18 protein-coding genes are annotated in these 21,858 nt (G+C 70.6%); 1 reads left to right on the top strand and 17 read right to left on the bottom strand.

Annotated elements, in window-relative coordinates; translation table 11 throughout:
- Positions 1–7 precede the first annotated feature (7 nt).
- The 4 genes from WMF22_RS50420 to WMF22_RS50405 all read right to left on the bottom strand — a co-directional run bounded on the left by WMF22_RS50420 (position 8) and on the right by WMF22_RS50405 (position 4,835).
- The gene (locus WMF22_RS50420) at positions 8–1,117 is read right to left on the bottom strand and encodes an ABC transporter ATP-binding protein (protein ID WP_438034379.1); all 1,110 of its coding nucleotides are present in this window, start codon (positions 1,115–1,117) and stop codon (positions 8–10) included.
- A 9-nt stretch (positions 1,118–1,126) separates the two neighbouring features.
- Positions 1,127–1,930 carry an HAD family hydrolase gene (locus WMF22_RS50415; protein ID WP_438034378.1) on the bottom strand — a complete coding sequence of 268 codons (804 nt, stop codon included), beginning with the start codon at positions 1,928–1,930 and terminating at the stop codon, positions 1,127–1,129.
- A gap of 252 nt (positions 1,931–2,182) precedes the next feature.
- Positions 2,183–3,514 carry an aspartate kinase gene (locus WMF22_RS50410; RefSeq protein WP_438034377.1) on the bottom strand — a complete coding sequence of 444 codons (1,332 nt, stop codon included), beginning with the start codon at positions 3,512–3,514 and terminating at the stop codon, positions 2,183–2,185.
- 139 nt (positions 3,515–3,653) lie between these two features.
- Positions 3,654–4,835, bottom strand: a complete 1,182-nt coding sequence (locus WMF22_RS50405) for a YkgJ family cysteine cluster protein (protein ID WP_438034376.1) — start codon at positions 4,833–4,835, stop codon at positions 3,654–3,656.
- Between the two features lie 557 nt (positions 4,836–5,392).
- On the opposite strand from WMF22_RS50405, the gene WMF22_RS50400 reads away from it, so the two are divergent.
- Complete coding sequence (locus tag WMF22_RS50400) at positions 5,393–6,853, top strand: hypothetical protein (protein WP_438034375.1); 1,461 nt, start codon at positions 5,393–5,395, stop codon at positions 6,851–6,853.
- 74 nt (positions 6,854–6,927) lie between these two features.
- Here the strand turns inward: WMF22_RS50400 and WMF22_RS50395 are convergent, their stop codons facing one another.
- The 13 genes from WMF22_RS50395 to WMF22_RS50335 form a co-directional block, all read right to left on the bottom strand.
- Positions 6,928–8,514 carry an MSCRAMM family protein gene (locus WMF22_RS50395; protein WP_437296987.1) on the bottom strand — a complete coding sequence of 529 codons (1,587 nt, stop codon included), beginning with the start codon at positions 8,512–8,514 and terminating at the stop codon, positions 6,928–6,930.
- Positions 8,515–8,762: 248 nt separating this feature from the next.
- Complete coding sequence (locus WMF22_RS50390; RefSeq protein WP_437296986.1) at positions 8,763–9,266, bottom strand: hypothetical protein; 504 nt, start codon at positions 9,264–9,266, stop codon at positions 8,763–8,765.
- A gap of 821 nt (positions 9,267–10,087) precedes the next feature.
- Positions 10,088–13,612 carry a DVUA0089 family protein gene (locus WMF22_RS50385; protein WP_438034374.1) on the bottom strand — a complete coding sequence of 1,175 codons (3,525 nt, stop codon included), beginning with the start codon at positions 13,610–13,612 and terminating at the stop codon, positions 10,088–10,090.
- A gap of 159 nt (positions 13,613–13,771) precedes the next feature.
- Complete coding sequence (locus tag WMF22_RS50380) at positions 13,772–14,413, bottom strand: NAD(P)-dependent oxidoreductase (protein WP_437296984.1); 642 nt, start codon at positions 14,411–14,413, stop codon at positions 13,772–13,774.
- Positions 14,414–14,515: 102 nt separating this feature from the next.
- Complete coding sequence (locus WMF22_RS50375; RefSeq protein WP_438034373.1) at positions 14,516–15,289, bottom strand: endonuclease/exonuclease/phosphatase family protein; 774 nt, start codon at positions 15,287–15,289, stop codon at positions 14,516–14,518.
- Between the two features lie 194 nt (positions 15,290–15,483).
- A complete protein-coding gene (locus WMF22_RS50370; RefSeq protein WP_437296982.1) occupies positions 15,484–16,050 on the bottom strand; it encodes a cytochrome c maturation protein CcmE in 567 nt (188 codons plus the stop codon).
- 196 nt (positions 16,051–16,246) lie between these two features.
- Positions 16,247–16,582, bottom strand: a complete 336-nt coding sequence (locus WMF22_RS50365; RefSeq protein WP_437296981.1) for a hypothetical protein — start codon at positions 16,580–16,582, stop codon at positions 16,247–16,249.
- A 691-nt stretch (positions 16,583–17,273) separates the two neighbouring features.
- Positions 17,274–17,738, bottom strand: coding sequence for a hypothetical protein (locus WMF22_RS50360; RefSeq protein ID WP_438034372.1), 465 nt, complete (start codon positions 17,736–17,738; stop codon positions 17,274–17,276).
- Between the two features lie 335 nt (positions 17,739–18,073).
- Entirely contained in the window at positions 18,074–18,847 is a 774-nt protein-coding gene (locus WMF22_RS50355) for a phosphoenolpyruvate--protein phosphotransferase (RefSeq protein WP_437296978.1), read from the bottom strand.
- Between the two features lie 343 nt (positions 18,848–19,190).
- Positions 19,191–19,676 (bottom strand): hypothetical protein, encoded by a 486-nt coding sequence (locus WMF22_RS50350; RefSeq protein ID WP_438034371.1) that lies wholly within the window; start codon positions 19,674–19,676, stop codon positions 19,191–19,193.
- 47 nt (positions 19,677–19,723) lie between these two features.
- Complete coding sequence (locus WMF22_RS50345) at positions 19,724–19,921, bottom strand: hypothetical protein (protein WP_438034370.1); 198 nt, start codon at positions 19,919–19,921, stop codon at positions 19,724–19,726.
- Between the two features lie 445 nt (positions 19,922–20,366).
- On the bottom strand, positions 20,367–20,762 hold the full coding sequence (locus tag WMF22_RS50340; RefSeq protein ID WP_438034369.1) for a hypothetical protein: 396 nt from the start codon (positions 20,760–20,762) through the stop codon (positions 20,367–20,369).
- A gap of 45 nt (positions 20,763–20,807) precedes the next feature.
- Positions 20,808–21,188 (bottom strand): hypothetical protein, encoded by a 381-nt coding sequence (locus WMF22_RS50335; protein WP_438034368.1) that lies wholly within the window; start codon positions 21,186–21,188, stop codon positions 20,808–20,810.
- Positions 21,189–21,858 lie beyond the last annotated feature (670 nt).

The following is a 21,858-nucleotide window of genomic DNA, read 5'->3' as shown; positions in this document are numbered from 1 at the left end:
CCCCCGCTCATGACGCCGCCCGCGGCGCGGCGATCCGCGCGCCGGAGCCCGCGTCGAACCAGAGCACGTCGCGCGGATCGAGCCGCGCGCGCACCGCCTCGCCCGGCGCGGGCGTCGCGAAGCCGTGCGCCCGCGCGCGCAGCCGCGTCCCGCCCGCGTCGAGGTACAGGAACGTCTCGGCGCCGAGCGGCTCGGCCACGACGAGGCGCGCCTCGACCTCCACCTCGCCTTGCGCCCCCGCGCCGCCGGGCGATCCGCGCCCCGGCGCGACGCGCAGGTGCTCGGGCCGCACGCCGGCGATGGCCCGGTCGGGGAGCGCCACCCCCGGCGGGGCGGGCAGCGAGAGCGCCGCGCCCTCGTACCGCTCGCCGGAGCGCTCGAGCGGGAGGAGGTTGATCGCCGGCGTGCCCAGGAACCCGGCCACGAAGGTGTTCGCCGGCGCCTCGTAGATGGCGCGCGGCGGGCCGACCTGCTGGAGCTCTCCGGCGCGGAGCACGGCGATGCGGTCGCCCATGGTCATGGCCTCGACCTGGTCGTGGGTCACGTAGACCGACGTCGTGCCGAGGCGGCGCACGAGCGCCGCGAGCTCGACCCGGAGCTCGGCGCGCAGCGCGGCGTCGAGGTTCGAGAGCGGCTCGTCGAACAGGAACGCCGCGGGGGCGCGCACGATCGCGCGCCCCATGGCGACGCGCTGGCGCTCGCCTCCGGAGAGCTCGCCGGGGCGCCGGTCCAACAAGTGCCCGATGGCGAGCAGCGCCGCCGCCTCCTCGACGCGGCGCGCCCGCTCCTCCCGCGCGACCCCGCGCATCCTGAGCGGGAAGCCCATGATGTCGCGCGCGGTCATGTGCGGGTAGAGCGCGTAGCCCTGGAAGACCATGGCCACGTCGCGGTCCTCCGGCGCGACGCGGCTCACGTCGCGCCCGCCGATCGAGACCGTGCCGCCGTCGGGGCTGTCGAGCCCCGCGATCAGCCGGAGCGCCGTCGATTTGCCGCAGCCCGACGGGCCGACGAGGACGAGCAGCTCGCCGTCGTCGACGTCGAGATCCAGGCCGGCGAGCGCGGGGCGCTCGGCGCTCGGGAACCTTCGGGTCAGGCCTCGGAGCGAGAGGGTGGCCATGGCAAGAGCTCAGGTGGCGAGCAGGACGAGCCCGGGGATCGTCTCGGCGACCGCGAGCAGCTTGGGGCTCGGGGAGACCGCGACGGGCACCCGGGCGGTCCGGAGCAGGGCGGCGTCGTAGGCGCTGTCGCCGAAGGCCGCGAGCACCGCGAGCTCGGGGAAGATGCGCTCGAGGGCGCGGGTCTTCCCCTCGCCGTAGGTCGCGGGCGCGCCGAGCTCGGGGGCGAGCCGGCCCTCCCGGACGGCCGGGGTCATCGCGGCGATGCGCTCGGGCGCGACGCCGAGGCGCGCGACGGCGCGCTCGATCACGGCGCGCGGCGACGCCGAGACGACGAACACCGGGACGCCGCGCGTGCGCGCCCAGCCGAGGATCGGCAGCAGCGCGGGCCGGATCCGCCCGGCGTGGCCCTTCTCCTCGAGCACGCGGTCGACGAGCGCCGCGAGCTCGTCCTCGCGCCACCCCGCGAAGGCCCAGGCCATCATCGCGAAGGCCCTGTCCTCCGGGTAGCGCTCGGCGTTGAACGCCGCGTAGAGCGCGCTCGCGATCTCGTGCGCGCCGCCCTCCGCGGCGACGCCGAACGCCTCGGCCTCGCGGCGCAGGGCCGCCTCCGCCTCGGGCCGCGCGCAGCGCCCCGCGAGGAACGCCTCGAAGAGGTCGACGCCCACGTCCCCTTCCCAGAGGGTGCCGTCCGCGTCGAACGCGAGCGCGGGGCGCGTGGCGTAGGTGCCGTACGCGGCCTCGATCCGCCGCAGGATGTCCGTCGTGCTCTCGCGCGGGATCGTCGCGCCGCCGTCGAGGTGTGCCGCCGTCATGGTCTCCCCGGGGCCGGACGCCTGGTCCGACCGAGGCCTACGCCTACTGCGGCGCCCGCGTCGCGTCACGCCTGTCAACGTCGCGTCACCCGGCAGGAACGCCGATCACGTGGAGGATCCGGGAGAAAACGACAGGGAGACGGGGAGGCGAGGAGGAAGAGAAAGGAAATAAAAAATCTCCCCGTCTCCCCGTCTCCCTGTGAAATCTCTCCTGTTTCTCGAGGTTCAATCGGTTCGGCGCGCCACGAGGCGTCACCGCGCCTTCTCGAAGAGGGAGTGGTGCAGGACGCCGACCGCAGAGGCGACGTGCGCGTCCTCGATGACCATCGACAGGTTGACGCTGCCCGTGGCGTAGCTGAGCATCTCGACGTTGACGCCGGCCTGGGCCATCGCGTCGAGCACCTGCGCGGCGACGCCCTTCTGCCTGGGCATGCCCTGGCCGACGATCACCAGGGTCGTCCGGTTGGGCAGGATCTCGCAGGCGCCGAACTGCTCGAGCTCGGGCAGCGCGCGGCTGAGCTTCCCGAGGTCGTCGGTGGTCATCGAGACCGAGACCTCGGACGTCGTGATCACGTCGATCACGACCTCGTGCCGGGCCAGCGCCGCGAGCACCTGCGCGAGGAAGCCGACCTCGCCGAACATCCGGGTCGAGCTGATCTTGAGCACGACCTGCCGCTCGCGGTAGGCGATGCTCGTGACGGGCGGGGACGCGGCGTCGGTGTTGAAGTCGATGACCGTGCCCGGGTGATCCGGCCGGTTCGTGTTGAGCACCCGCACAGGGATGCCCTTCTCCATGGCGGGCAGGAGCGTGGAGGGGTGCAGGACGCGGGAGCCGAAGAACGCGAGCTCCGCGGCCTCTTCGAAGCGCATCGTGGGGATGTTCCGGGCCGTCTTCACGACGCTCGGGTCGGCGGTCATCACGCCGTCGGTGTCGCTCCAGATCTGCGCCTCCTCGGCGCCGAGCCCCGCCGCGACCAGCGTGGCCGTGAGGTCGCTCCCGTTGCGGCCGACGGTCGTGATCTCGCCGGCCTCGTTGCGGCCGACGAAGCCGGTGACGATCGGCACGATCTCCTCGGGGACGCGCTCGGCGAACATGGCCTTGATCCGGGCGTCGAAGCCGGGCAGCGGGCGCGCGCGGCCGAAGTTCGCGTCGGTGATGAAGCCGAGGTCCCAGACGTCGTAGGCGCGGGCCGGCACGCCGCTCCGCGCGAAGAAGTCCGCGATGCAGCGCACGGCCATCCGCTCTCCGAAGCTCGCGATGTAGTCGAGGCTCCTCGGGCTGAGCTCCTTGACGAGGCTGATGCCGCGCAGCAGATCGGCGATCTCCTCGTAGAAGGGCGCGAGGAGGTCGGGCGCGCAGCCGAGCGACTCCGCGACCGCGCGCTGCTTGTTCACCGGGAGGGAGGGATCGAACCGCCCCGTGGCGGCGGCCTTGGCGGCGTTGATCAGCGCGTCGGTCATGCCTTTGTGCGCGGAGCTCACCACGACGGGGCGGCGGGCCAGGCGAGCTCTGACGATGTGGAGAACCTTCTCGATCTGCGCGCGGCTCTCGACCGAGCTGCCGCCGAACTTCATGACGATCATGCGCGTGCCTCCATGGGCCAGCTGGGCCCGGTGGGCGCGAGAATAGTCGCGGCTGGCGGTGAAGCGAGCCCGGCCTGACGTTGACGCGAGGTGCTAAGAGCCTGCCTCGGTAGCCGACCCAACCAGGCGGGCGAGGGGCCTATGCCTCGGTGGCGAGGAGGGCCCGGAAGCTCTCGCGCTTCGTGAGCAGGAGCCAGCGCAGGTTCTTCATGAGCGTGCCTTGCTCCGAGAGGGCCGCGTGGCTCAGGAGGACGAGCTCGGCGACGCTGATCCCTTCCCGCACGTCCTCCGGGGAGACCTTGACCCTGCCGTCCGCCGCGGCGCGGCAGCGGGCGAAGCGGGAGATCACGACGGTGGCCAGCGAGAGGTCGAGCACGGCCGCCAGGAGGTGCCTCGGCGCCGAGAAGATGTGCCGGCGCTGGAGCACGAGGCGCAGGTAGTCCTTCACGGCGGCCCCCTCGTCGCCGGCGAGGAAGCGATCGACCGTCCTCACCCGCTGGAGCTTGAACGGCCTCGGGACGAACATCATATCGACGGTGCCTCTCCCGAGCATCCAGGCGGCCTTGTTCCCGAAGCTGCGCAGCGCCTGGAGCTCCGTCCACGAGGCCTTCTCGACCCGGTGGGGCTCGCGGACCCGCGACGGATAGCAGAGGTTGCCGAGGAGATAGGCGAACAGCACCCGCGCATGGAAAGAGGGCTTCTTGCGGGGCGCGAGCGGCTCGGGCTCGTCCTTGCCGGCCTGCCCGAGGGCGGCGTCGACCGAGGCGTCCGTCGCGCGCCCCTGGCCCTGGGGGAGAGCGCGCTCGAAGGCCGCCGTCCAGTCGTAGAGCCGCGCCAGCGTCGACGCCGGCGACGCGCCGGTCGCGAGCTGCTCTTCCCAGTGCCTCGCGGCGCGCAGATAAAGCGGCTGGGGGAGGATCACGCCGCTCAGCGTCGCCAGCGCCGTCGACATCCGCTCCGTGTCGCCTCGCTGCTGGAGCTTCGCCTTGAGCTGGCGGTCGACGGGCTTGCCGTAGTTGTCGCGGATCGACGGGCACAGCTGGGAGAGCTGCGCGACGACGACATCCTTCTCGTCGCGGACGAACCCGAACGGAAACGCCTGGCACGACTTCGGGATGTACTCGTGGCCGAACCGCTTCTGCATGCTGCAGAGCATGTCGTCGTCGAGGAAGACGCACTGGAGCTGGCGATCCCGCTCCCGCACGGGCAGCACGCCGCGCCCGATGACGAGGGCCCCCTCTTCCCCGACGCGCTCCCGCACCCAGGGCTCGGCGAGGTACCGCCTGGCTTCGTCGCCGCTGAAGCGGATGTTCCACGGCATCCGGCAGCACCGAGCTGGGCAGTCGCGGCACTCGAACTTCTGATTCGGGGGGTGACTCGAGGGAGCGATGAGCTTCGTCGCCATGGGGCGCGGGACCATACAACGCCACGGAGATCGGCGCTCGATCCGGCGCGCGATCCCCGCGTGCCGCGCGTCCATCGCGTCCATCGCGCCCGGCGTGGCGCAGCGAGCCAGTGGGCTCAGGCGTGGCGACGGCGATCGGCGGGACGGCGACCGACAAAAAGACAGCGCCGCCGGGGCCTCAGGGGGGCGAAGGCCACGCCGGCGGCGCTGCCTCCCATGAAGCACTGATCGTGCCATCCGGACGACCCCTAGGCAGCACCCCGAATTGCGGCGATGCGTCAGGGACATCCCCTACGGGTTTCGTTTTTGAAACGCCACGGTCTCAGCATTGAACGATTGTAAGGGTTCTTTTCTTACCACCACATTTCGTTACGGACGTAACAATTCCAGTCAATCCAGGCTCTTTTTGCTGTTGTCGCAAGTTTTGCTGCGTTCCGTGGTCGAGCGCTGTACCTCTCTTTGAGGAGAACAACATGCGACTTGCTCTTCCCCTGTCGGCGGTCACAGCGATGTCTCTCGCGCTCGCCGCCTGCGGCGACGACGACGAGATCTCACCGTTGGGAGCGGCGTCCAGCGCAGGCGGCCAGGGCGGCCAGGGCGGCCAGGGCGGTGACGACGGCGAGGGCATCGCGCCGGACGGGAAGGCGGACGGCGAGGCCTGCGCGGTCAACGAGGACTGCCTCGGCGGGCTCTGCTTGACCGAGGAGGAGTTCGGCTGGGCGGGCGGCTACTGCACGAGGCTCTGCGACACGTCGCTCTTGCCCTGCGGTGAGGGCTCCGAGTGCCTGCCGCAGGGCAGCTTCTCGCTCTGTCTCAAGTCCTGTGAAGAGACGTCCGACTGCGGGAGGGCGGGGCATACGTGCGTCGACGTGACCGACGACGGGTGGACGATGTGCTTTGGCGGCTGCGACGACGACGCGCAGTGCGAGGGCGCCTGCGACGAGGACTCCGCGTTCTGCGTCTCGTCGGGTGAGATCTGCGACAGCGCCGAGGACGAGGACAAGGACGGCCTGCAGGACTGCGAGGAGCGCGACTGCTCGACGAAGGCAGCGTGCGTCGAGAGCGTCGCCGCGGCGTGCGCGGAGGCCACCGACGTCTCGGCGGGCGGGAGGTTCACCGGCACGACGGAGGCCGGCACCAACCTGTTCGCGGCGCTCTGCCCTGGTATCCCCACGGCCGTCACGGGCACGGGCATGCGAGAGCGGGTGTTCGGGTTCGTCGCGCCGGCGAAGGGCGCGGTCCATATCGCCGCGACGGCGACGGCGCCCGAGGCCGACTTCGACTGGTACATCCGGGAGAGCTGCGACGACGAGGCGACGCTGCTCGGCTGCGTCCCTGCGTTCGGACCGGAAGAGGCCCCGCTGGAGCTGCTCACCGAGCCCGGTCAGACCTATTTCATCTTCATCGAGGGCAAGAACGGGATGGACGCGTCGTACACGCTCGACGTGTCCTTCGCGGAGGAGATCTGCGGGGACGGAGCGCGCGTCGGCGCGGAGGAGTGCGACGACGGAGACGCCGTGGATGGCAACGTGTGCAGCGGCGCGTGCAAGGTGAACCTGGAGCCCCTGTGCGCGGCCGCGGCGACGCTCACGGAGGCAACGGCGGTGGGCGACACCTCCGAGGGCACGCAGGGCGTCACGGGGTGGTGCGGCGGCGAAGGCGGGGAGCTCGTGTACCGGTATACCCCGGAGGAGAGCGGCGACCTGACGATCACCGCGACGCCGGAGGGCCACGCCGATGTCGTCCTCTACGCGCGCAGCGACTGCGCGGACCAGAGCAGCGAGATCGCCTGCGTGGATGATCCCTTCGACTCCGGGTTGCCCGAGTCGATCACGGTGACGGCGACGGCGGGCCAGCCGATCGACATCTTCGTCGACAGCTACAACGCCGCCTCCTCGGGGCCGTTCACGCTGACCATCGCCCCGGCGGAGTGACCTGAAAACGCGGACCGGCCGTCCAGGAGGCTCCGCCTCCGGACAGCCGGGCGATCGCGCTTTCGCGGAGCTCGCTACCGCAGCGGGAGCGCGGCCTCCTTGCCCTTCATGCTGGGCAGGTCGATCACCTGGAGATCCGCCGTCGCGACCTCGCCCGCCTTCACCTGCACGCCCGTCCCGATGCTCGTCGACTCGACGTTGACGATGTAGCCGCCGGCCGGGAGCCCGGACACGCGGAACGAGCCGTCCTCCACGGTGACGGGGTAGAACATGCCGATCGCGCCGTCGTCCCCGATCTGGGTGGCCACCATGAGGCGAGCCCCCGGGAGCGGCTTGCCGGCCACGGTGACGCGGCCGCGGATCTCCGCGGTGCCCCGGGGCGCAAAGGCGATGTCGTGCTGCGTGTTCTTCCCCTCCTCGATGCCGACCGCCGCGAGCATCACCTCCTCGCCTCGCCGCATCATGACGCGGAGCTCGCCGGGCGGGACCTGGTCGAAATTGAAGCTGCCGTCCTCGTCGCTCACCGTGTTCACGAAGCCGATCGGGCGGTGCATGAGCGTGAGCCGGGCGCCGGCGACGGGCTTGCCCTCGGCGTCTCGCGCCACGCCGGAGAGGCTGCCGCCGGGCGACATCACGAGCTTCACCGGCTTCAGGCCGTCGCAGCCCGCGACCTCGATCTCGGTCGAGCTCACGGCGTTGCTGCCGTCATAGCCGCGGACGACGATCGTGCCCTTCGGCACGTGCGGCAGGCTGAAGGAGCCGTCGTCCTCGGTCTGCGCCTGCGCGGCGGCCTCCATGGACAGGCTGCTCAGCTCGCCGACGGCGAAGAGCGACTCGGCGTCCACGTACACCCCGGGCAGCCCAGCGCCGGACGAGTCCACCGCTTGCCCGATCAAGGTACATCCCTTCGAGAGGGTCAGATCCATCTTCTCGACGTCTCCGGCGCGCACGTTGACGTTCGTGGAGAACGCGGGCGCGAACTCCGCCGCCGTCGCCCTGACGACGACATCCCACGAGGGCAGCTGATCGACGCGGAACGAGCCGTCCGGGCTCTCGAACGTGCGAGAGAACAGGGGCGGCGTCGCCGGCGTCTCCGCCGTCACGGCCGAGAGGATGTCGATCGAGAAGCGGCGCACGGGCTCGCCCCGCTCGTCCAGCACGCGCCCCTCGATGACGCCGCTCTTCGGCAGCACGAGGCTCAACGCCTCGCCGGGGCGCGCCGTGGTCGACGTGGTCCCGTATCCATCGACGCTCGCGCTCAGCTGATAGGTGCCGTCCGGGAGCGTCAGCTCGAACCGCCCTCCATCGTCGCTCTTCACGGAGCCCGCGGTCGAGAGCACGTTGCCGGCGACCTCGAAGGTCATGGCGACGACGGTCGCTCCGGCGAGGGTGTTCCCGTCCGTGCCATAGACGACGCCGCTGATCGTGGGCTTCGCCTCCTCCTTCGCCGCCGGCGCCGGGCCGCGCACGAGCGCCCTGTTGCGGTAGCGGACGTGCTTCTCGGCCCCGGCGGCCGGGCCGCTCGCCCCGGCGGTCTGCTCGTCCCCGGAGCGGAAGGCGAGGAAGAGGGCGACGCCGGCGAGGGCGGCCAGGAGCAATCCGGCGGCGATCCACGAGGGCCGGCGCGAGGGGTTCCGTTGCGACGAACTCGGTTGCATCATTGTTCCTCCAGACAAGTTGACCTGGCTAGAGCCCTGCGGTCCGGAGCTCGGCGGAGGCGGAGAAGAGAAAGGGGCCGCCGGCGTTCCGCCGGCGCCCCCTCCTCAATCCGCACGACACGATCGACGAGCGCCTCCCCGACCTGCCCGGGGCCGTTACTATGGGCTTTCTGCAGGGAGGCTCTCGCCGATCGGTCGGACGCCGGGCGCCGTCTCAGAGCCCGGTGAAGACCGGTCTCAAAGGCACGCCGTCAGTAGCAGTGCGGGGTGTACGTGACCGGCACGGGCATCGACAGCGCGGAGTAGAACTGAATCGTGGCCTTGATCGTGCCGGTGAAGTCGTCCTCCATCCCCACGAAGTTGCAGATGGGCGCCTTCTGGAGCCGTGAGGTGATGCCGGAGCTGGGCGGGAACGCCACCGTGCTGGGCGGGATCGGCACAGAGGGCAGGAGCGAGATGCTCCCGTCCGTGAAATAGAAGGAGTTCCAGTCGCAGTCGTTGCTCCCGATCGTCGTCGCCTGGCGAAGGAACATGTTGGCGGCGACGGCGGCGCCCGGGGCCGCCACGACTCCCCACTTGCACACGTAGCCGCACTCATCGTTGAACGGGGTGCCCGCCTGCTCGGCCAGCTGGCAGACGGTCGTACCGACGGGCACCTTCCTCAGCCCGGTCTTCATCGACACGTTGTAGATACAGTCGTTCCGGATGGCCAAGGCGCTGCCCGAGATCGACGTGACGGTTGCGAAAGCGAGCACCCAACGAGCGAAATTCTTCATGAGAAATACCTCCGAGGAATCGAATCTGTGGTGAAGTTTGATGCAGATACCTATCCAGATCGTCACCCAAGGGATGCAATCCCCCGGGGCCTGCGCCAGGAGAGCGGTGCCCCGACGGGCGCGACGCACGTCGTCGTCGTCCCGTCACGGTCACGCTCCCGGAGGAACCCGCCCCGAGGTCATGACGCGAACAACAGGAGACTATTCTCCCCGCGGTCTCACGCAAGTACTTTTGACTGGCATCTTTCCGGTCAAAAACAGGACGGAGTTAGAACCATGGAGAATACCGGCACTCCTCGATTATGAACTCGTGCCCTCTGCCGTGAACGCACCCCGCGGGCGCCTACATCCGGCCGAAGTATCGGGCACCCGCGCCGAGAGGCGGTGTGCGGCGGCGCCGCGAGGCGCGGCCGAGGGCGGGAATCGCCGGGGAACGCCAGGGCGGGCGCGCGGCGGCGGACGCGCGCGCGAGGCACAAGGCAGCTCCGTGCCGCCCCCGGCGCTCGATCTACCCACCTACCTACCTACCTACCGAAGACGCCCCGCGAAGGCGCTTGTGGGTATGGCCCCCCCATGCGGCGCCGATGGGCACCGCGGAGCCACACCGCGCGGCGGCGCGACGGAGCGCGGCAGTCTCGCGATGATGGGATATCGAGACATCGAATCAAATCATCGCGCGGCGGCGGGTGCGTCCCGGTCCTCTGACAACGCGCGACGCGCGGCGCGCGGCGGCGGACGCGCGCCGTCCCGGCCGGATGGGGCCAAGGGTGATCCCGGACGTCCGGCGGCGTCCGCGCTCGTCAGCGGAGCGTGACGGCCAGCCGGTACGCGAAGAGGGCCGCGGTGCCCGAGGCGCCGGACGCGGCGCGGACGCGGAGGAAGTACCGCCCCGCCGGTAGCGCGTGAGCCCCGGGGTGCCGCGGGGCGTCCCCGGTGCCGTCGAGGATCGAGCAGTTGCCCCGGCCGCCGTCGTCATCGTCCGCGATGAGCGCGCCCGCGGCGTCGAGCAGCGACAGCCGGCTGTCGATCTCGAGCGACTCGCACGCTTTCTCGCCGCCCTCGATGATCTCCGCGCGGATCGACCGGCCCTCCGGGACATCCACTGCGTAGAAGTCGAAATCGTCGGTCGCCCGCGCGCCGGCGATGAACCCGTCGGATCCGACGGATTGGCTCGCGGTGGCGATGCTGCCATTCGGCTCCTCCTCGGCGCCCGCGGGCGCGAGGATCTTGGCCTGGAGGAGGTAGAGCGGAAATTCCGCGCCGCCCTCGCGCGCCGCGACCTCGACGTGGTGGTCGCCGGAAGGCAACGCCACGACGAGCGCCGAGCATCCGCCGATGCCCCCCGCGTACGCGGCGTCGGAGAGCCCCTCGTCCGTCGCGACCGTCCCGCCCGCCGCGTCGAGCACGCGGAGCGTCGTGACGAGGCCTCCCTCGCAGCCCGCCGCGGTGCCGTCGAAGACCTCGAGGCGTACGACCGAGGTGACAGGCAAGCTCAGGCGGAACACGTCCCTGTCGCCGCCCGCGGAGAGGCTCGCCGCGAGGAGCGCGTCGCCCGAGATCACGAGATCGCTCGCCCCGGCCTGCGCGGGGGTGTCGTTCGGCTCGATCTCGGCCGTCACCGCCTCGAGCTGGCAGGCGGCGCTGCACCCGTCGCCGCCCGCGGCATTGCCGTCGTCGCACCCCTCCGGCGCGTCGAGCAGGCCGTCGCCGCAGACAGGGAGCCTCTCGCAGCGGGCGCTGCACCCCGCGCCGCCGTCGCACTCCTCCGCGCCCTCCCTCACGCCGTCGCCGCACGAGGCGTCGAGCGAGACCCGCAGCGTGTAGCGGGCCCCCGGCTGCTCCGGGAAGCCGCTGACCCGGACATGGTATGTCCCGGGTTCCAGGCGGCGCGCCGCGGCCCCGCCGGGGCTCCTCGAGTCGATGAGCGAGCAGGCGCCGATCCCGCCGTCGTCGTCGGACGCGAGCACGGTCGCCCCGTCCGGCGAGAGGAGGGAGAGGACCGTATCGACGCCCTCGGCGCACCGCGCGGGGCCGCTCGAGTCGAAGGTCTCGAGCCGGAGATCGGAGACGGTCGTGACCTGCAGGGCGAACAGGTCGACATCGCTGTCCGGCTCGATCGCGCCGGACACCAGCGCTCCCGGCGCGACAGCGCCGTTCGCCTCGGCCTCGGCAGGGGTCGAGTTGGGCTCGACCTCGGCGATCGCGCCCTCGATCCGACATGCGGCGTCGCAGCCATCCCCGGCTCCTGTGTTGCCGTCATCGCAGACCTCGGGCTCGTCGATGAAGCCGTCTCCGCACACAGGGACGCGCTGGCACGTCGCCCCGCACGCGGCGCCGCCGTCGCACTCCTCCAGGCCCTCGACAACGCCGTCGCCGCAGACGGCCGTCGTCCGCGCGCGCACGGTGTATTGAGCGATGGAGTCTCCCCCATAGTCCTGGACGCGCACGTAATAGCGGACGTGATCGACGCCCGGCGCGGTGACCGCGGCGCGGATCCGGGAGCACCTGCCTTCGCCGCCGTCGTTGTCCTCGGCGATCACGGCGCCGTCGGGCCCGAGGAGCTGCACCACGGTATCGACGCCGCGGCACGAGGTCGGGCCGGTCGCGTCGAAGGTCTCCACCTCCAGCTCGGCCAGGCCGGGGACGTCGATGGCGAAGAAGTCGGCCTCTCCCGGCGGAGAGATCGACGCCGTGAACAGCGCCCCCGCCGCGGTCGCCCGACCCGCGGTGGCCTGGCCTCGCGCGTCGTTCGGCTCGATCTCCGGGAGGGTCCCCTCGAGCTGGCACGCGGCGCTGCAGCCGTCTCCGCCCTCGGTCCCGCCGTCGTCGCACGCCTCGCCGCCGTCGATGGCTCCGTCGCCGCACACCGCGATCCGCGCGCACTCCGGGGAACAACGCTCCCCGCCGTCGCACGCCTCGCCCTCCTCGATCACCCCGTTGCCGCAGAGCGAGGTGAAGGCGATGAGGAGGTCGTACCCCGGGATGACGGCGTCGTTGTTGAACTCCTCGACGGTCACATAATACGTGCCCGGCTGGAGCCGTGTCGCCCTGTCGTCGACGCTCGAGTCGATGAGCGAGCACGCCTCGAGGCCGCTGTCGTCGTCGCTCGCCAGCACCGTCGCGCCGTCCACGTCGAGCAGCTGGAGGAAGGTGTCGACGCCCTCGGCGCACTCGTCCAGCCGCCCGGGGCTGAACGTCGCGAGCTGGACGTCCGCGAGGCTCGGCACCTCGAAGGCGAAGACGTCGAGCTCGCCGAGCGGCTCGATCGCCGCCGAGACGAGCACGTTCGGCCGGAGCGCGGCGCGCCCCTCCGCCTCCGCCGCGGTGCCGTTCGGCTCGACCTCGGGGGAGCGGAGTTCCAGCTCGCACGCGGCGCTGCAACCGTCACCGCCGGTCGTGTCGCCGTCGTCGCAGAGCTCCGGATCCTCCAGCACGCCGTCGCCGCACACCGAGGTATCCAGCGTGAGGGAGAGCGTGTAGTCGAACGTCGCGGGCTCCGCTTCAGGGGAGATCTGCACGCGGACGAAATACTCGCCAGGGCTCAGCTTGCGCAGCGCCAGGTAAGAGCAGAAATCGTCGTTGGCGACATCGTCGTTGTCCTCGATGCTCGCCAGGCTCGCGTCGAAGATCGTCACATGGGTATCGACGCCGAGCGAGCTGCACGTCGTGCCCAGCGGGCCATCGAGCGTCTCTGCCTTGATGCGCCCTATCGACCCCTCGGGGACGGTCACCGAGAACACGTCCACGTCGGATCCGGGGTCGATGAACGCGCGGATAAGGCCGCCGGGCGCGATGGCGAAGGCGTCGTTGGCGGAGGCGAATCCGTCGTTCGGCTCGACCTCGCAGCCGGACTCGACCCGGCACGCGCGCGAGCAGCAATCGCCGTCCTTGTCGCCGCCATCGTCGCAGGTCTCCGCGCCGCCCAGCGCGCCGTCGCCGCACCCGCTCGTACAAACGCTCGGCGCCCCGGCGCACGCGAACCCAGGCTCGATCGCGCATCCCGGATCGCACCCGTCGCCGGCCGTCCGATTCCCATCGTCGCACATCTCGGCAGGAGCGCTGACCGCCCCATCGCCGCACACAGCGCCGGCCGCGCCGCCCTGCCCACCGCCGCCGCCTTCTCCGCCGTTGCCGCTCTCTACACTGCTGCCGCCTTCTCCGTCGCTGCCGCCTTCTCCACTGCTACCGCCCTCTCCGCCCTTGCCTCCGACCGCGGGTGCATCGATCTTGCTGCGGTCCGCCGAGGCGAGCAGCTCACATCCGCTCAGGGCAATCAGCGCCAGACCGAGGAACCATGGGAGAGCGGTCCTGGGGGAGAAAATCATGATTTTTGAGGCCTCTGCTCGGCAGCGTCGCGAGGATCACGGCGATCGCGGCATTCGTGGCGATCACCGCAGGCGCGCCGCAGGCTGGCCACGACGGCGGGGGCGGCAGAAGACCGATGCTCCGCGGCTGCGTCAAGAGATGACGACCGCGCCGCGCCCTCAGTACGTCACGACGATCGCCTTGTGGAGGTACTCTTCGCTCTCCAGCTGGGAGAGCATGAAATACGCCAGATCCTCGCGCGAGATCGTGGGGCCGCCAAAGAGGTAGCCCTCCGGCGGAGAGGGGTCGACTTCGGCGCGGCACTCCCTGGTGAGCCGCCCATCGGTGAGCTTGGGGACGCGCACGACGGTCCAGGCCACATCGCTCTGGCGGAGGGCCTCTTCCATCCGCAGCATGTCGGAATACCGGTTGCGGAGCATCGGCTTGACGAGGAGCCGGAACCAGAGCGCAGGCTGCTGCTCCTCGCCGATGCCCGCGGCGGTGACGGCGATCAGGCGGCGGACGCCGTGCTCCTTCATCGCGCGCAGGACGTGGACGATGCCGTCGGAGTAGACGCGCGTCGGGCCCAGGCCGCGCGACCCCAGGGCCGAGAGGACGGCGTCGTGGCCGGACACGGCGCGCGAGACCTGCTCGGCATCCATGATGTCGCCGCGGAGCGCGCGCAGCCGCTCATGGTGGGGGACAGGCAGGGTGGCGGGCGTGCGCGCGAAGGCCGAGACCTCGTGTCCAGCCTCCAGCGCCTGACGGATCAACGCGGCGCCCGTGCCCCCGGTCGCCCCCAAGATCAGCAGCCTGCTCATGTGCCGAAAGCCTACCCGGTCCGCCGCAGCGGGTACAATTTGCACGCGAACGCCGCATCCATCGAGATCTGCTGGAGATCCGGGCGAGCGGGGCCCCGCCCTTCAGGCGCCGAGCCGCAGCCACGCGGCCACGCCGTGGTGATCCGAGCCGGAGAAAGGCGCCCGCTCGCAGCGCGTGACCGCCCACCCCTCGCCCGGTTGAACGAAGACATAATCGATGCGTCGCAGCGGCAGGCCCGCGGGCCAGGTGCCGCCCGCCTTGCCGGGGTGCGCCTGCGTCCAGGCGTCGAGCCAGGAGCCATTTCCGGCGCTCGCCTGGAGATAACAGACCGCCTCCTCGCTGGGGAGCGCGTTGAAGTCGCCCATCAGCACGGCGCCGTGGCTCCCCGACTTCTGGCGCTCGCGCGCGGCGAAGCTCACGAGCTCGCGCACGGTGCGCGCCCGCGCGCGCTTCGACAGCGAGAGGTGGGTGACGAGCACGTCGACCACCGCGCCGGCGTGCCGGATCGCGGCGCGCAGGACGACGCGCTGGCTGTCGCGCTCGAACGGGTCGTCGCGATCGAGCGTGAGCGCCTCCACGGAGTGGTCGAGCACCTCGATGTCCTCCCGGCAGAGCAGCGCGACCCCCTCGCACTCGCCGCTCGCGGCGACCCTGCCCGGCGCGAACCAGGCCCGGTATCCGCCAGCGAGCCGCGAGAGCTCCCCGGCCTGGCCGAGGTCGCCGCTCGCCGCCGGCGCGTGCACCTCCTGGAGCCCGAGGAGGCATGGGCGCAGATCGCCGATGAGCCTGGCAAGCATCGCCCGGCGCCGCTCCCAGAGGGCGACTCCCCCCCAGATGTTCTGCGTCAGGACGACGAGATCGCGATCGTGGCTCAAATGCCTCCTCCTCGGGCGTCAGGCCGGGGATGTCTCTTAGCCAGCTTGTCGAGGAGGCTCAAGGTCCCGCGAGCGAGCCAGTCGGCGGCTTGCCGGGGAGCGGGGAGAGGGATCCGGTCGTGTCGGCGCCGCGCGCGGTGGCGCCTCTGGGCGTGCCGGCGCCGCGCGCGGCGGCGCCTTCGGGCGGGAAGCGCTCAGTTGAGCGAGAGCGGGCCCTCGCCGGGCTGGGCGCCGCCCTTCATCTCGTGCGAGTTGGGATCGTACTTCGAGGTGCACTTGGCCATCACGAGGCTCGCCTCGAAGTCGCCGCCCTGCGAGAGCGTGCCCTCGACGGTCACCTGGACGCCGCCGCTCGGGACGTCGCGGAAGGTGTCGGGGATGACGCACTGGGCGTAGCGCACGGGCAGCGGCGCCTGCGTGCCGTGGATCTGGAAGCGGTACTCGCAGGGCGAATCGCGCTTGACCAGCGTGCCGGGCACGAGCTCGCCCTCGACCCGGACCTTGCGGCCGGTGAGCTTGTCCTTCGACGCGAGCAGCTGGTCGACCGGCGTCGCGTAGACGGCCGCTTCCTTGAAGCCGACGAGGAACAGGGCGACGAGCGCGCCCACCATCACGAGCAGCGTCGCCAGCAGGCCGAGGCTGCGCGACGGGCGCGCCTTCGGGGCCGGGCTCGCCGCTGCCGGCTTCACCACCGCGGGCGTATCCTGCTGCTCTGCGAGAGACAGCGCCTGGGCCAACTCGTCGTCCAGCTTCTTGCTCATCGTGGATAGGTACAGGCTAGCCCGCGCCCCGCGGACGGTCGAGCACCACCTGCACGGCCTCGGGTCCGGCCGGCGGCGTCCTCCCGTTTGGGCGCTGCGGCGGACAGCCGTACCGGAGTTCTCCCTCGCGAGCGGACCCGACGACCCCGCGCGCCCGCTCGCGGAGGGTCGGAGCTCACCGGCCCCTCTCGGCTGCTCAGCGGCGCGATCTCCACGCGCCGACGAGGCTGACCAGCGCACCGACGCCCCCGAGCGGGAGCGCGAGGAGCCCCGCCGCCCCGCAGTTCATCAACCGTGACACGGTTTCCGCCAGGAGCCGGGCCTTGGTCGCAGGATCCACGCTGCTCGACGCGATGCCCGACGCGACCACGAAGGGCAACACGCCGCACCCGATTCCTCCCGCTACGGCGATGAGGCAGAGCGTCCTGCCACGACCCCACCGGCGCTGCAGCAGGGCACGAAGGCCAAGCAGGGCCACGCCGAGGGTGGACAGCCCGAGAAGGAGCATCAGCACGTCCAGCGCCTGCATCATGGCATCGTCCTACGGCGCTGGATGACGCTCATTGCGGTGTCAGAGCTCCTCCTGGCGCTGGCGCGGCACCCTGCCTGGGCCCCTCATGGGCTCTGCTTATAGCCGCCTCGATGGCGGGGAGAAACAGCGTGTGAGGGAACGCCGCGCGGAACCGCTCGGCGCGCGCGCGGGCGTCGGCGCGCCGCCCGGCCTGGACGAGGGCCGGAATGGCCAGCGCCTCGCGAAGCTGGACTCTCGGGCTGCGCGGGTAATTCCGCTCGTGCAAAGCCAGCACGTCGAGCGCCTCTGTCGCCTTCCCTTCGCTGAGCGCACGGCCGGCGCTGCTGAGCAACGTGCTCTCGTCGGTCGCGTCGTGCTCGCTGAGCGGAGCCGCCTTGCGGGAGGGGGGCGTGACGGCGCCGCGGCCGCGATCTCGACAGCCGCCGGGGATCCAGCGCTCCCGACGGTCGCGGCCACGGCGCGCCCGTCCGCGGCGGCCCCGCTGTGCCCGGCCACGGCGCGCTCGGCGCGCTCGGGCGCGGCGCGCTCGGACGCGGCGCCAGACGCCGAGGAGCACCGTCTGGAGGGGATCCTCCAAGTCGCGAACGGGAACGTGGAGGGCGCGGAGCAGGAGGGCGACGAACGGCCGCTCGGCATAGCTGGTACTATTACAAAAACGGAGACATCTGTGTGTTCATCGCCGGAGTTCCCGTTAAGTGCGGCTACGAGGGTGGAACTCCTGATTGAGAGCGCGCGCGTGGAACGCGGCTTCCCGCGACACGCGCTTCCAGTCCGGTCCGAACAGAGATTCCATGCACCGAAGAGCGAGCGGGTAGAGCTCGGGCGATCGCTCACCGCTCGAGAGCGCAGCGGAGCCTAGTCCGCGGAGTCGCCGCATCCGCTCGACGTCTTCCACGGTGATGGTTGTAGGCCCGTGCAGGCGACCGCGGACGTGCTCCAACATCGCCCCCTCGGCGGCGATCAGGGTGTTTTCCCACGCCGAGGGATCCACCTGGAGATCGGCGTCGCCGCGCTCGAACGCGTCGGCGAGGATGCGGATGTAGCCGACGGCGTAGAGCGTGGCCCAGGACGCCCAGTCGAGCAGATCCTCGTCCTCTTCGCTGAGCAGGTCATCGTCCTCGTCGTCGTTGGTGAGGGGCTGATCCGGGTCAGGCATGCCCGGAGTCTAGTTCAGTCTCACGATGCGGAGAGGCGCTGCGGCGTCGCCTCGTCCGAGGACGGTCTGGCGTGCGATAAGAGAAGGTTACCGAGCACCAGACTGCGCCTGGCTCCCCTCGTCTGCTGGCGGGGGCGCACGGCCAGGCGGACTCCTGCCGCCGTAGCTCGCTCGGTCCGCTCGACCCTCGTGCGGGGCAGGCGGGGCAAACCTGAGAGAAATGTCACCTGGAATTGGGCGTGAAGCGGCGTTGCGAGGTAACCGGCGAACGGCGCCGTCCTCGCGCAATGGGTGGGATGGCCGGTCGCCTGCGGGCGGGCACGCGAGGAGCAGCGCTATCCGATCGGGTCGGGCTCGACGTCGGCCTTCTTCCTGGCGCTGGCGGCGCGAGCCCGCTGGTCGGCGCGCCGCTCTTCCTCCGCCGCGTCCTCGTACGGCGAGAGCAGCCGGTCGCGCAGGAGCGCGTGTGTCTCGTCCTTGTCGTCGTCGTACTCGGCATGGGCCTGGACCAGGAGCGTGCCATAGGCCTCGTGCCACGCCTCGACCGCCTTGACGGCCGGATCCGCGGCCTTCGCTTCCGTGACGCCGAGCTTCTTGCCGTACAGCTCCGTCCAGCGCTGGAGGCGGCCTACCTCGGCCGAGAGGCCGAGACGCTCGACAGCCGCCTTCACGTCCTTGCCCTCGAGCGCCTTGATCATCGCGCTCATGCGCACCCACTGCTGGGAGTAGACGAGGCGGATGAAGTCGGTGCCCGACGACAGCACCTCCGAGCGCACCAGCAGCGCATCGCGGCGGCGCGCCGCCTCGTCATCCGTCAGCGGCAGGATGTCGTCGTGATCGAACGCGCGCTCGATGCTGGCGAGCTGGCCGCTGAACGCTCCGATGCACCGGTCGGTGCCGCGATCGATCTCCACCATCGTGGCGTCGATGCTCCCGAGCGCCTCGAGGGCCTCAGTGGACGCGATGACGGACTGGACCGCTGCGTCGACCTTGGCAGCGAGCTTGATCTTCTTCGATTTCAGGGCCTCCCGGTGAGCGGCGAGCTTCGTACCTGCAACAATGCACCCGCTCGGCGTGAGCCGGCGGGCGAGAAATGCGGCTTTTCCCATCAGACCTGGCTATCGGGCCGGCGATGGCCAGGCAAGGCGACAGCATGGTATCGACGCGCCGCAGCATGCCGGCCGGCGTCCCCCCCACGCCCCGCAGCATGCCGGCCGGCGTCCCCCCCACGCCCCGCAGCATGCCGGCCGGCGTCCCCCTACGCCCCGGCGCACGACGGCCGGCGTCCCTCCACGCCCCACAGCACGACGGCTGGCGTCCCCTCACGCCCCGCGATCCGGTCGTCGCTCGAGGTCCGCCCCGCTGGCGTTACGGCCTCTCCTGCGCGGCGTGAGCCAACGTCCTGTGGACGCACACGGCGCGCGCGGCACGCGACGCGCGCCGTGATTCCCATCAAAAGCGATAGACGCCCTCGACGGCTATGCTGATGGAGATCCCGGACCAGGCGATGCCTGGGATATACGCCGTATGTACGGTGCCTCTGCCGCCAAGCCGGCTTTCCGGTGCCGGCAACAGCATCGCGCCCAGATGCACGGCCGGCGCCAGGCCGTGCTCACGCTGGCACCACGTGTCGGCGCAGAGCGGCACGGCGAACACGTCGAGGCTCGGACCGAGCTCCAGCGTGAGCTCGCGGTGGTGGATCCCGACCACGGCGGCGTTCACGTCGATGACGCCGATCCAGCGCAAATCCTTCAAATTGAAGAAGGAGATCGCATTGCGGTAACGAAGGCTGCCCCATTCGGCGAACCGCCAGCCCAGCGCGATGCTGGGCTGCAGGGTCATCCCTCCCGTGGCGCGACGCTCGCCCAGCGACGTGATGCCCACGCCGAGGCCCGCCTCCAGATCGAGCTCGCCCGCGCGGGCGATTCCGGGGAGCAAGGTGACGGCGACGGCGGCAACGACCCGGCACAGTGAGAGGCCGTCGCTCAGAAGTCGCCTCCGCCCGGCGGTGGGAGCAGCGGAGGGAGGTCGCTCGCCATCGGAGGAGCGTCGTCGCAACCATCGATGTCGTTCGGACAGCTGCGCACCGGCGTCGGTGGCGGCGACCTGAGCGGGGTGCCGTTGCAGCGGACGTCGTCGACATGGAAGCTCATCTTGAAGAGCATGCGGTCCGCCGTCGACATCTTGTCGCTCAATTTGTCGAGAAGCCATCTGGGAAAGTAATATTCGCTGTTGCTAATGCAACGCGCCACGACTTCGGCCCAATCGACGCCATCTATTTTGAAAGCTCCCAGTACTTCCCGAGCAGTCCACCGATCAACACGCTCGTACTCCGTCCACGTTCCGCTCCCAGGGGGCTCTTCGAGGTTTCCGGTGCACCGAACCTCGACCACATCAGCGTCCGGATCGAGGGACTCAAGCCACGCCCGGACCCGACCAGATGCATCATCATCGGGGACAGAGCAGCCCAACAGAGCCAACAGAATCAACAACATGCATCGTCGCATCACGCACCTCCGATACCGCATGCGAGCCTTGCCTGCGGATTCGCCGCCAGACTGGATGGGTTCACTTTACGTGAATGAGCCGATCGAGACCGAGCGTTCGGGCGCGTTCGCGAGGGAGGGCTCATGAGTAGTCTTCGGTCGGGACGGGGGGTAAGCCGAGCTCTACCCTGATCGCGTCCCTGGCGTCACGAAGCTCGCGGGTGATCTCATTCTCCGGCTCCGCATCCCTCAACCTCTCCAACGTCGCCTCCAACTCGTCTGGAAATTTCTCGTCCTCGAACGTCTTTCCGCCTTCTGTCATCCGCAGAATCGTTTCCCACTTGGCCTGACGCCACCGCTCCTGGGCCATCGACAAGTCGTAGACAGTCCTCGCGCGCTCGTAACGCAAAATCACCTGCTCGCTCACGCCAAACTCCTCAGCGAGAGCGCGCCGCTCCTCCGCCGACAAGCCACCAGAGTGCGTCTTGCGGGCTATGCGCCAGATGAGAAGGATGTCTTTCGTCCATTCAACGCTCATACCCATCACCCAGCCCACGCCGTGCGGCCAGCGAGAGAACGCCGGTCACCTCCGAGCAGCGTCGTCGCAGTCCTCAGCTCCGTCCAAGCAGCGGCCCGCCGGCGCAGGTGGCGGCGACGTGAACCGTTTGTTGTCGCAGCGCACTCCCTCGACCCAGACCCTCATCTTGAAGGCCAGGACCTTCACCCCCCTGATCTGCTCGCTGATGGCGCTGGATAGCCGTCCGGGGAGGTCGTTTCGGGCTGCTTCGCGGCGTGCGGCGCGGCGACGCGCCGCGATCTCCTCGTGGTCGATGACCTCGCCGTTGATGACGACCACCGATTCACGAGCGAACCATCGATCGAGTTGCTCGTCCTCCTCCTGTGTCGCACTCTCGGGACCCCCCTCGATCTCCCCTGCGTACGGTGCCTCGATCACCTCGATCACCCCAGCGCCAGGGCCGATCGACCCGATGCGCGCTTGCCCTCGAACGGACGCACCGTCCTCGGGCAGGACGCACGCCAGCAGGGCGAGCAGGAACAACGAGCCGTATCGTCGCATCACGCACCTCCGGCGCCGGAGACGCGCCAGGTCGTCCACTGCGCTGTCAACCCCGCTGAAGCCAGCCGGCGCAACCACACACGCGCCCCTCCGGAGGCCGAGCAATCCGGCAGCCTCGGCGCCCCCAGGATCCGTCCTTGTGGCATCCGCGGAATCGGACGCGCCGGGCTCTTGGCCGGCCTGCATGTCGGTACCCCGGTGAGCGTCGCACGCGCTGCGCTCGTGACCAGGCAGGTCGCTGACCTCCGCGCCATCGCGCCGGCCGGGCGCAGGAGGGCTACCCGCCGCCTTGACTGCGCCGACAGCGAAAGGCGTGGAGTCAGGCATCCGGCGCACCCATAACAATGGCGCCCCCACAGCACGCGACGACGGTACCCGCAGCGATCGCTCGGCGTCAACCTGCGCCGGGCACGGACTGGTGGCGTGGGGAACGGTTCAGACCGGGAGCCTGGGTTGCACCCGGACGGAACGGGAGCTTAGGTTGCATCTGTCATGGAGGACCAACGACGGAGGAGCGCTGCACGCAATCTTATGAATCGTGCAAGCTTCGGTCCGT

Origin of the sequence: Sorangium sp. So ce204, assembly GCF_051526795.1 — a bacterium.
Taxonomy (GTDB): Bacteria; Myxococcota_A; Polyangia; order Polyangiales; family Polyangiaceae; genus Sorangium; species Sorangium cellulosum_B.
This window is presented reverse-complemented; position numbering and strand designations above follow the sequence as displayed.

Excerpts from the sequence above, each read along its gene's own strand:
- WMF22_RS50420 (WP_438034379.1), bottom strand. The coding sequence starts at position 1,117 with ATGGCCACCCTCTCGCTCCGAGGCCTGACCCGAAGGTTCCCGAGCGCC.
- WMF22_RS50415 (WP_438034378.1), bottom strand. The coding sequence starts at position 1,930 with ATGACGGCGGCACACCTCGACGGCGGCGCGACGATCCCGCGCGAGAGC.
- WMF22_RS50410 (WP_438034377.1), bottom strand. The coding sequence starts at position 3,514 with ATGATCGTCATGAAGTTCGGCGGCAGCTCGGTCGAGAGCCGCGCGCAG.
- WMF22_RS50405 (WP_438034376.1), bottom strand. The coding sequence starts at position 4,835 with ATGCCGTGGAACATCCGCTTCAGCGGCGACGAAGCCAGGCGGTACCTC.
- WMF22_RS50400 (WP_438034375.1), top strand. The coding sequence starts at position 5,393 with ATGCGACTTGCTCTTCCCCTGTCGGCGGTCACAGCGATGTCTCTCGCG.
- WMF22_RS50395 (WP_437296987.1), bottom strand. The coding sequence starts at position 8,514 with ATGATGCAACCGAGTTCGTCGCAACGGAACCCCTCGCGCCGGCCCTCG.
- WMF22_RS50385 (WP_438034374.1), bottom strand. The coding sequence starts at position 13,612 with ATGATTTTCTCCCCCAGGACCGCTCTCCCATGGTTCCTCGGTCTGGCG.
- WMF22_RS50380 (WP_437296984.1), bottom strand. The coding sequence starts at position 14,413 with ATGAGCAGGCTGCTGATCTTGGGGGCGACCGGGGGCACGGGCGCCGCG.
- WMF22_RS50370 (WP_437296982.1), bottom strand. The coding sequence starts at position 16,050 with ATGAGCAAGAAGCTGGACGACGAGTTGGCCCAGGCGCTGTCTCTCGCA.
- WMF22_RS50365 (WP_437296981.1), bottom strand. The coding sequence starts at position 16,582 with ATGATGCAGGCGCTGGACGTGCTGATGCTCCTTCTCGGGCTGTCCACC.
- WMF22_RS50360 (WP_438034372.1), bottom strand. The coding sequence starts at position 17,738 with ATGCCTGACCCGGATCAGCCCCTCACCAACGACGACGAGGACGATGAC.
- WMF22_RS50355 (WP_437296978.1), bottom strand. The coding sequence starts at position 18,847 with ATGGGAAAAGCCGCATTTCTCGCCCGCCGGCTCACGCCGAGCGGGTGC.
- WMF22_RS50345 (WP_438034370.1), bottom strand. The coding sequence starts at position 19,921 with ATGTCGACGGCGGACCGCATGCTCTTCAAGATGAGCTTCCATGTCGAC.
- WMF22_RS50340 (WP_438034369.1), bottom strand. The coding sequence starts at position 20,762 with ATGAGCGTTGAATGGACGAAAGACATCCTTCTCATCTGGCGCATAGCC.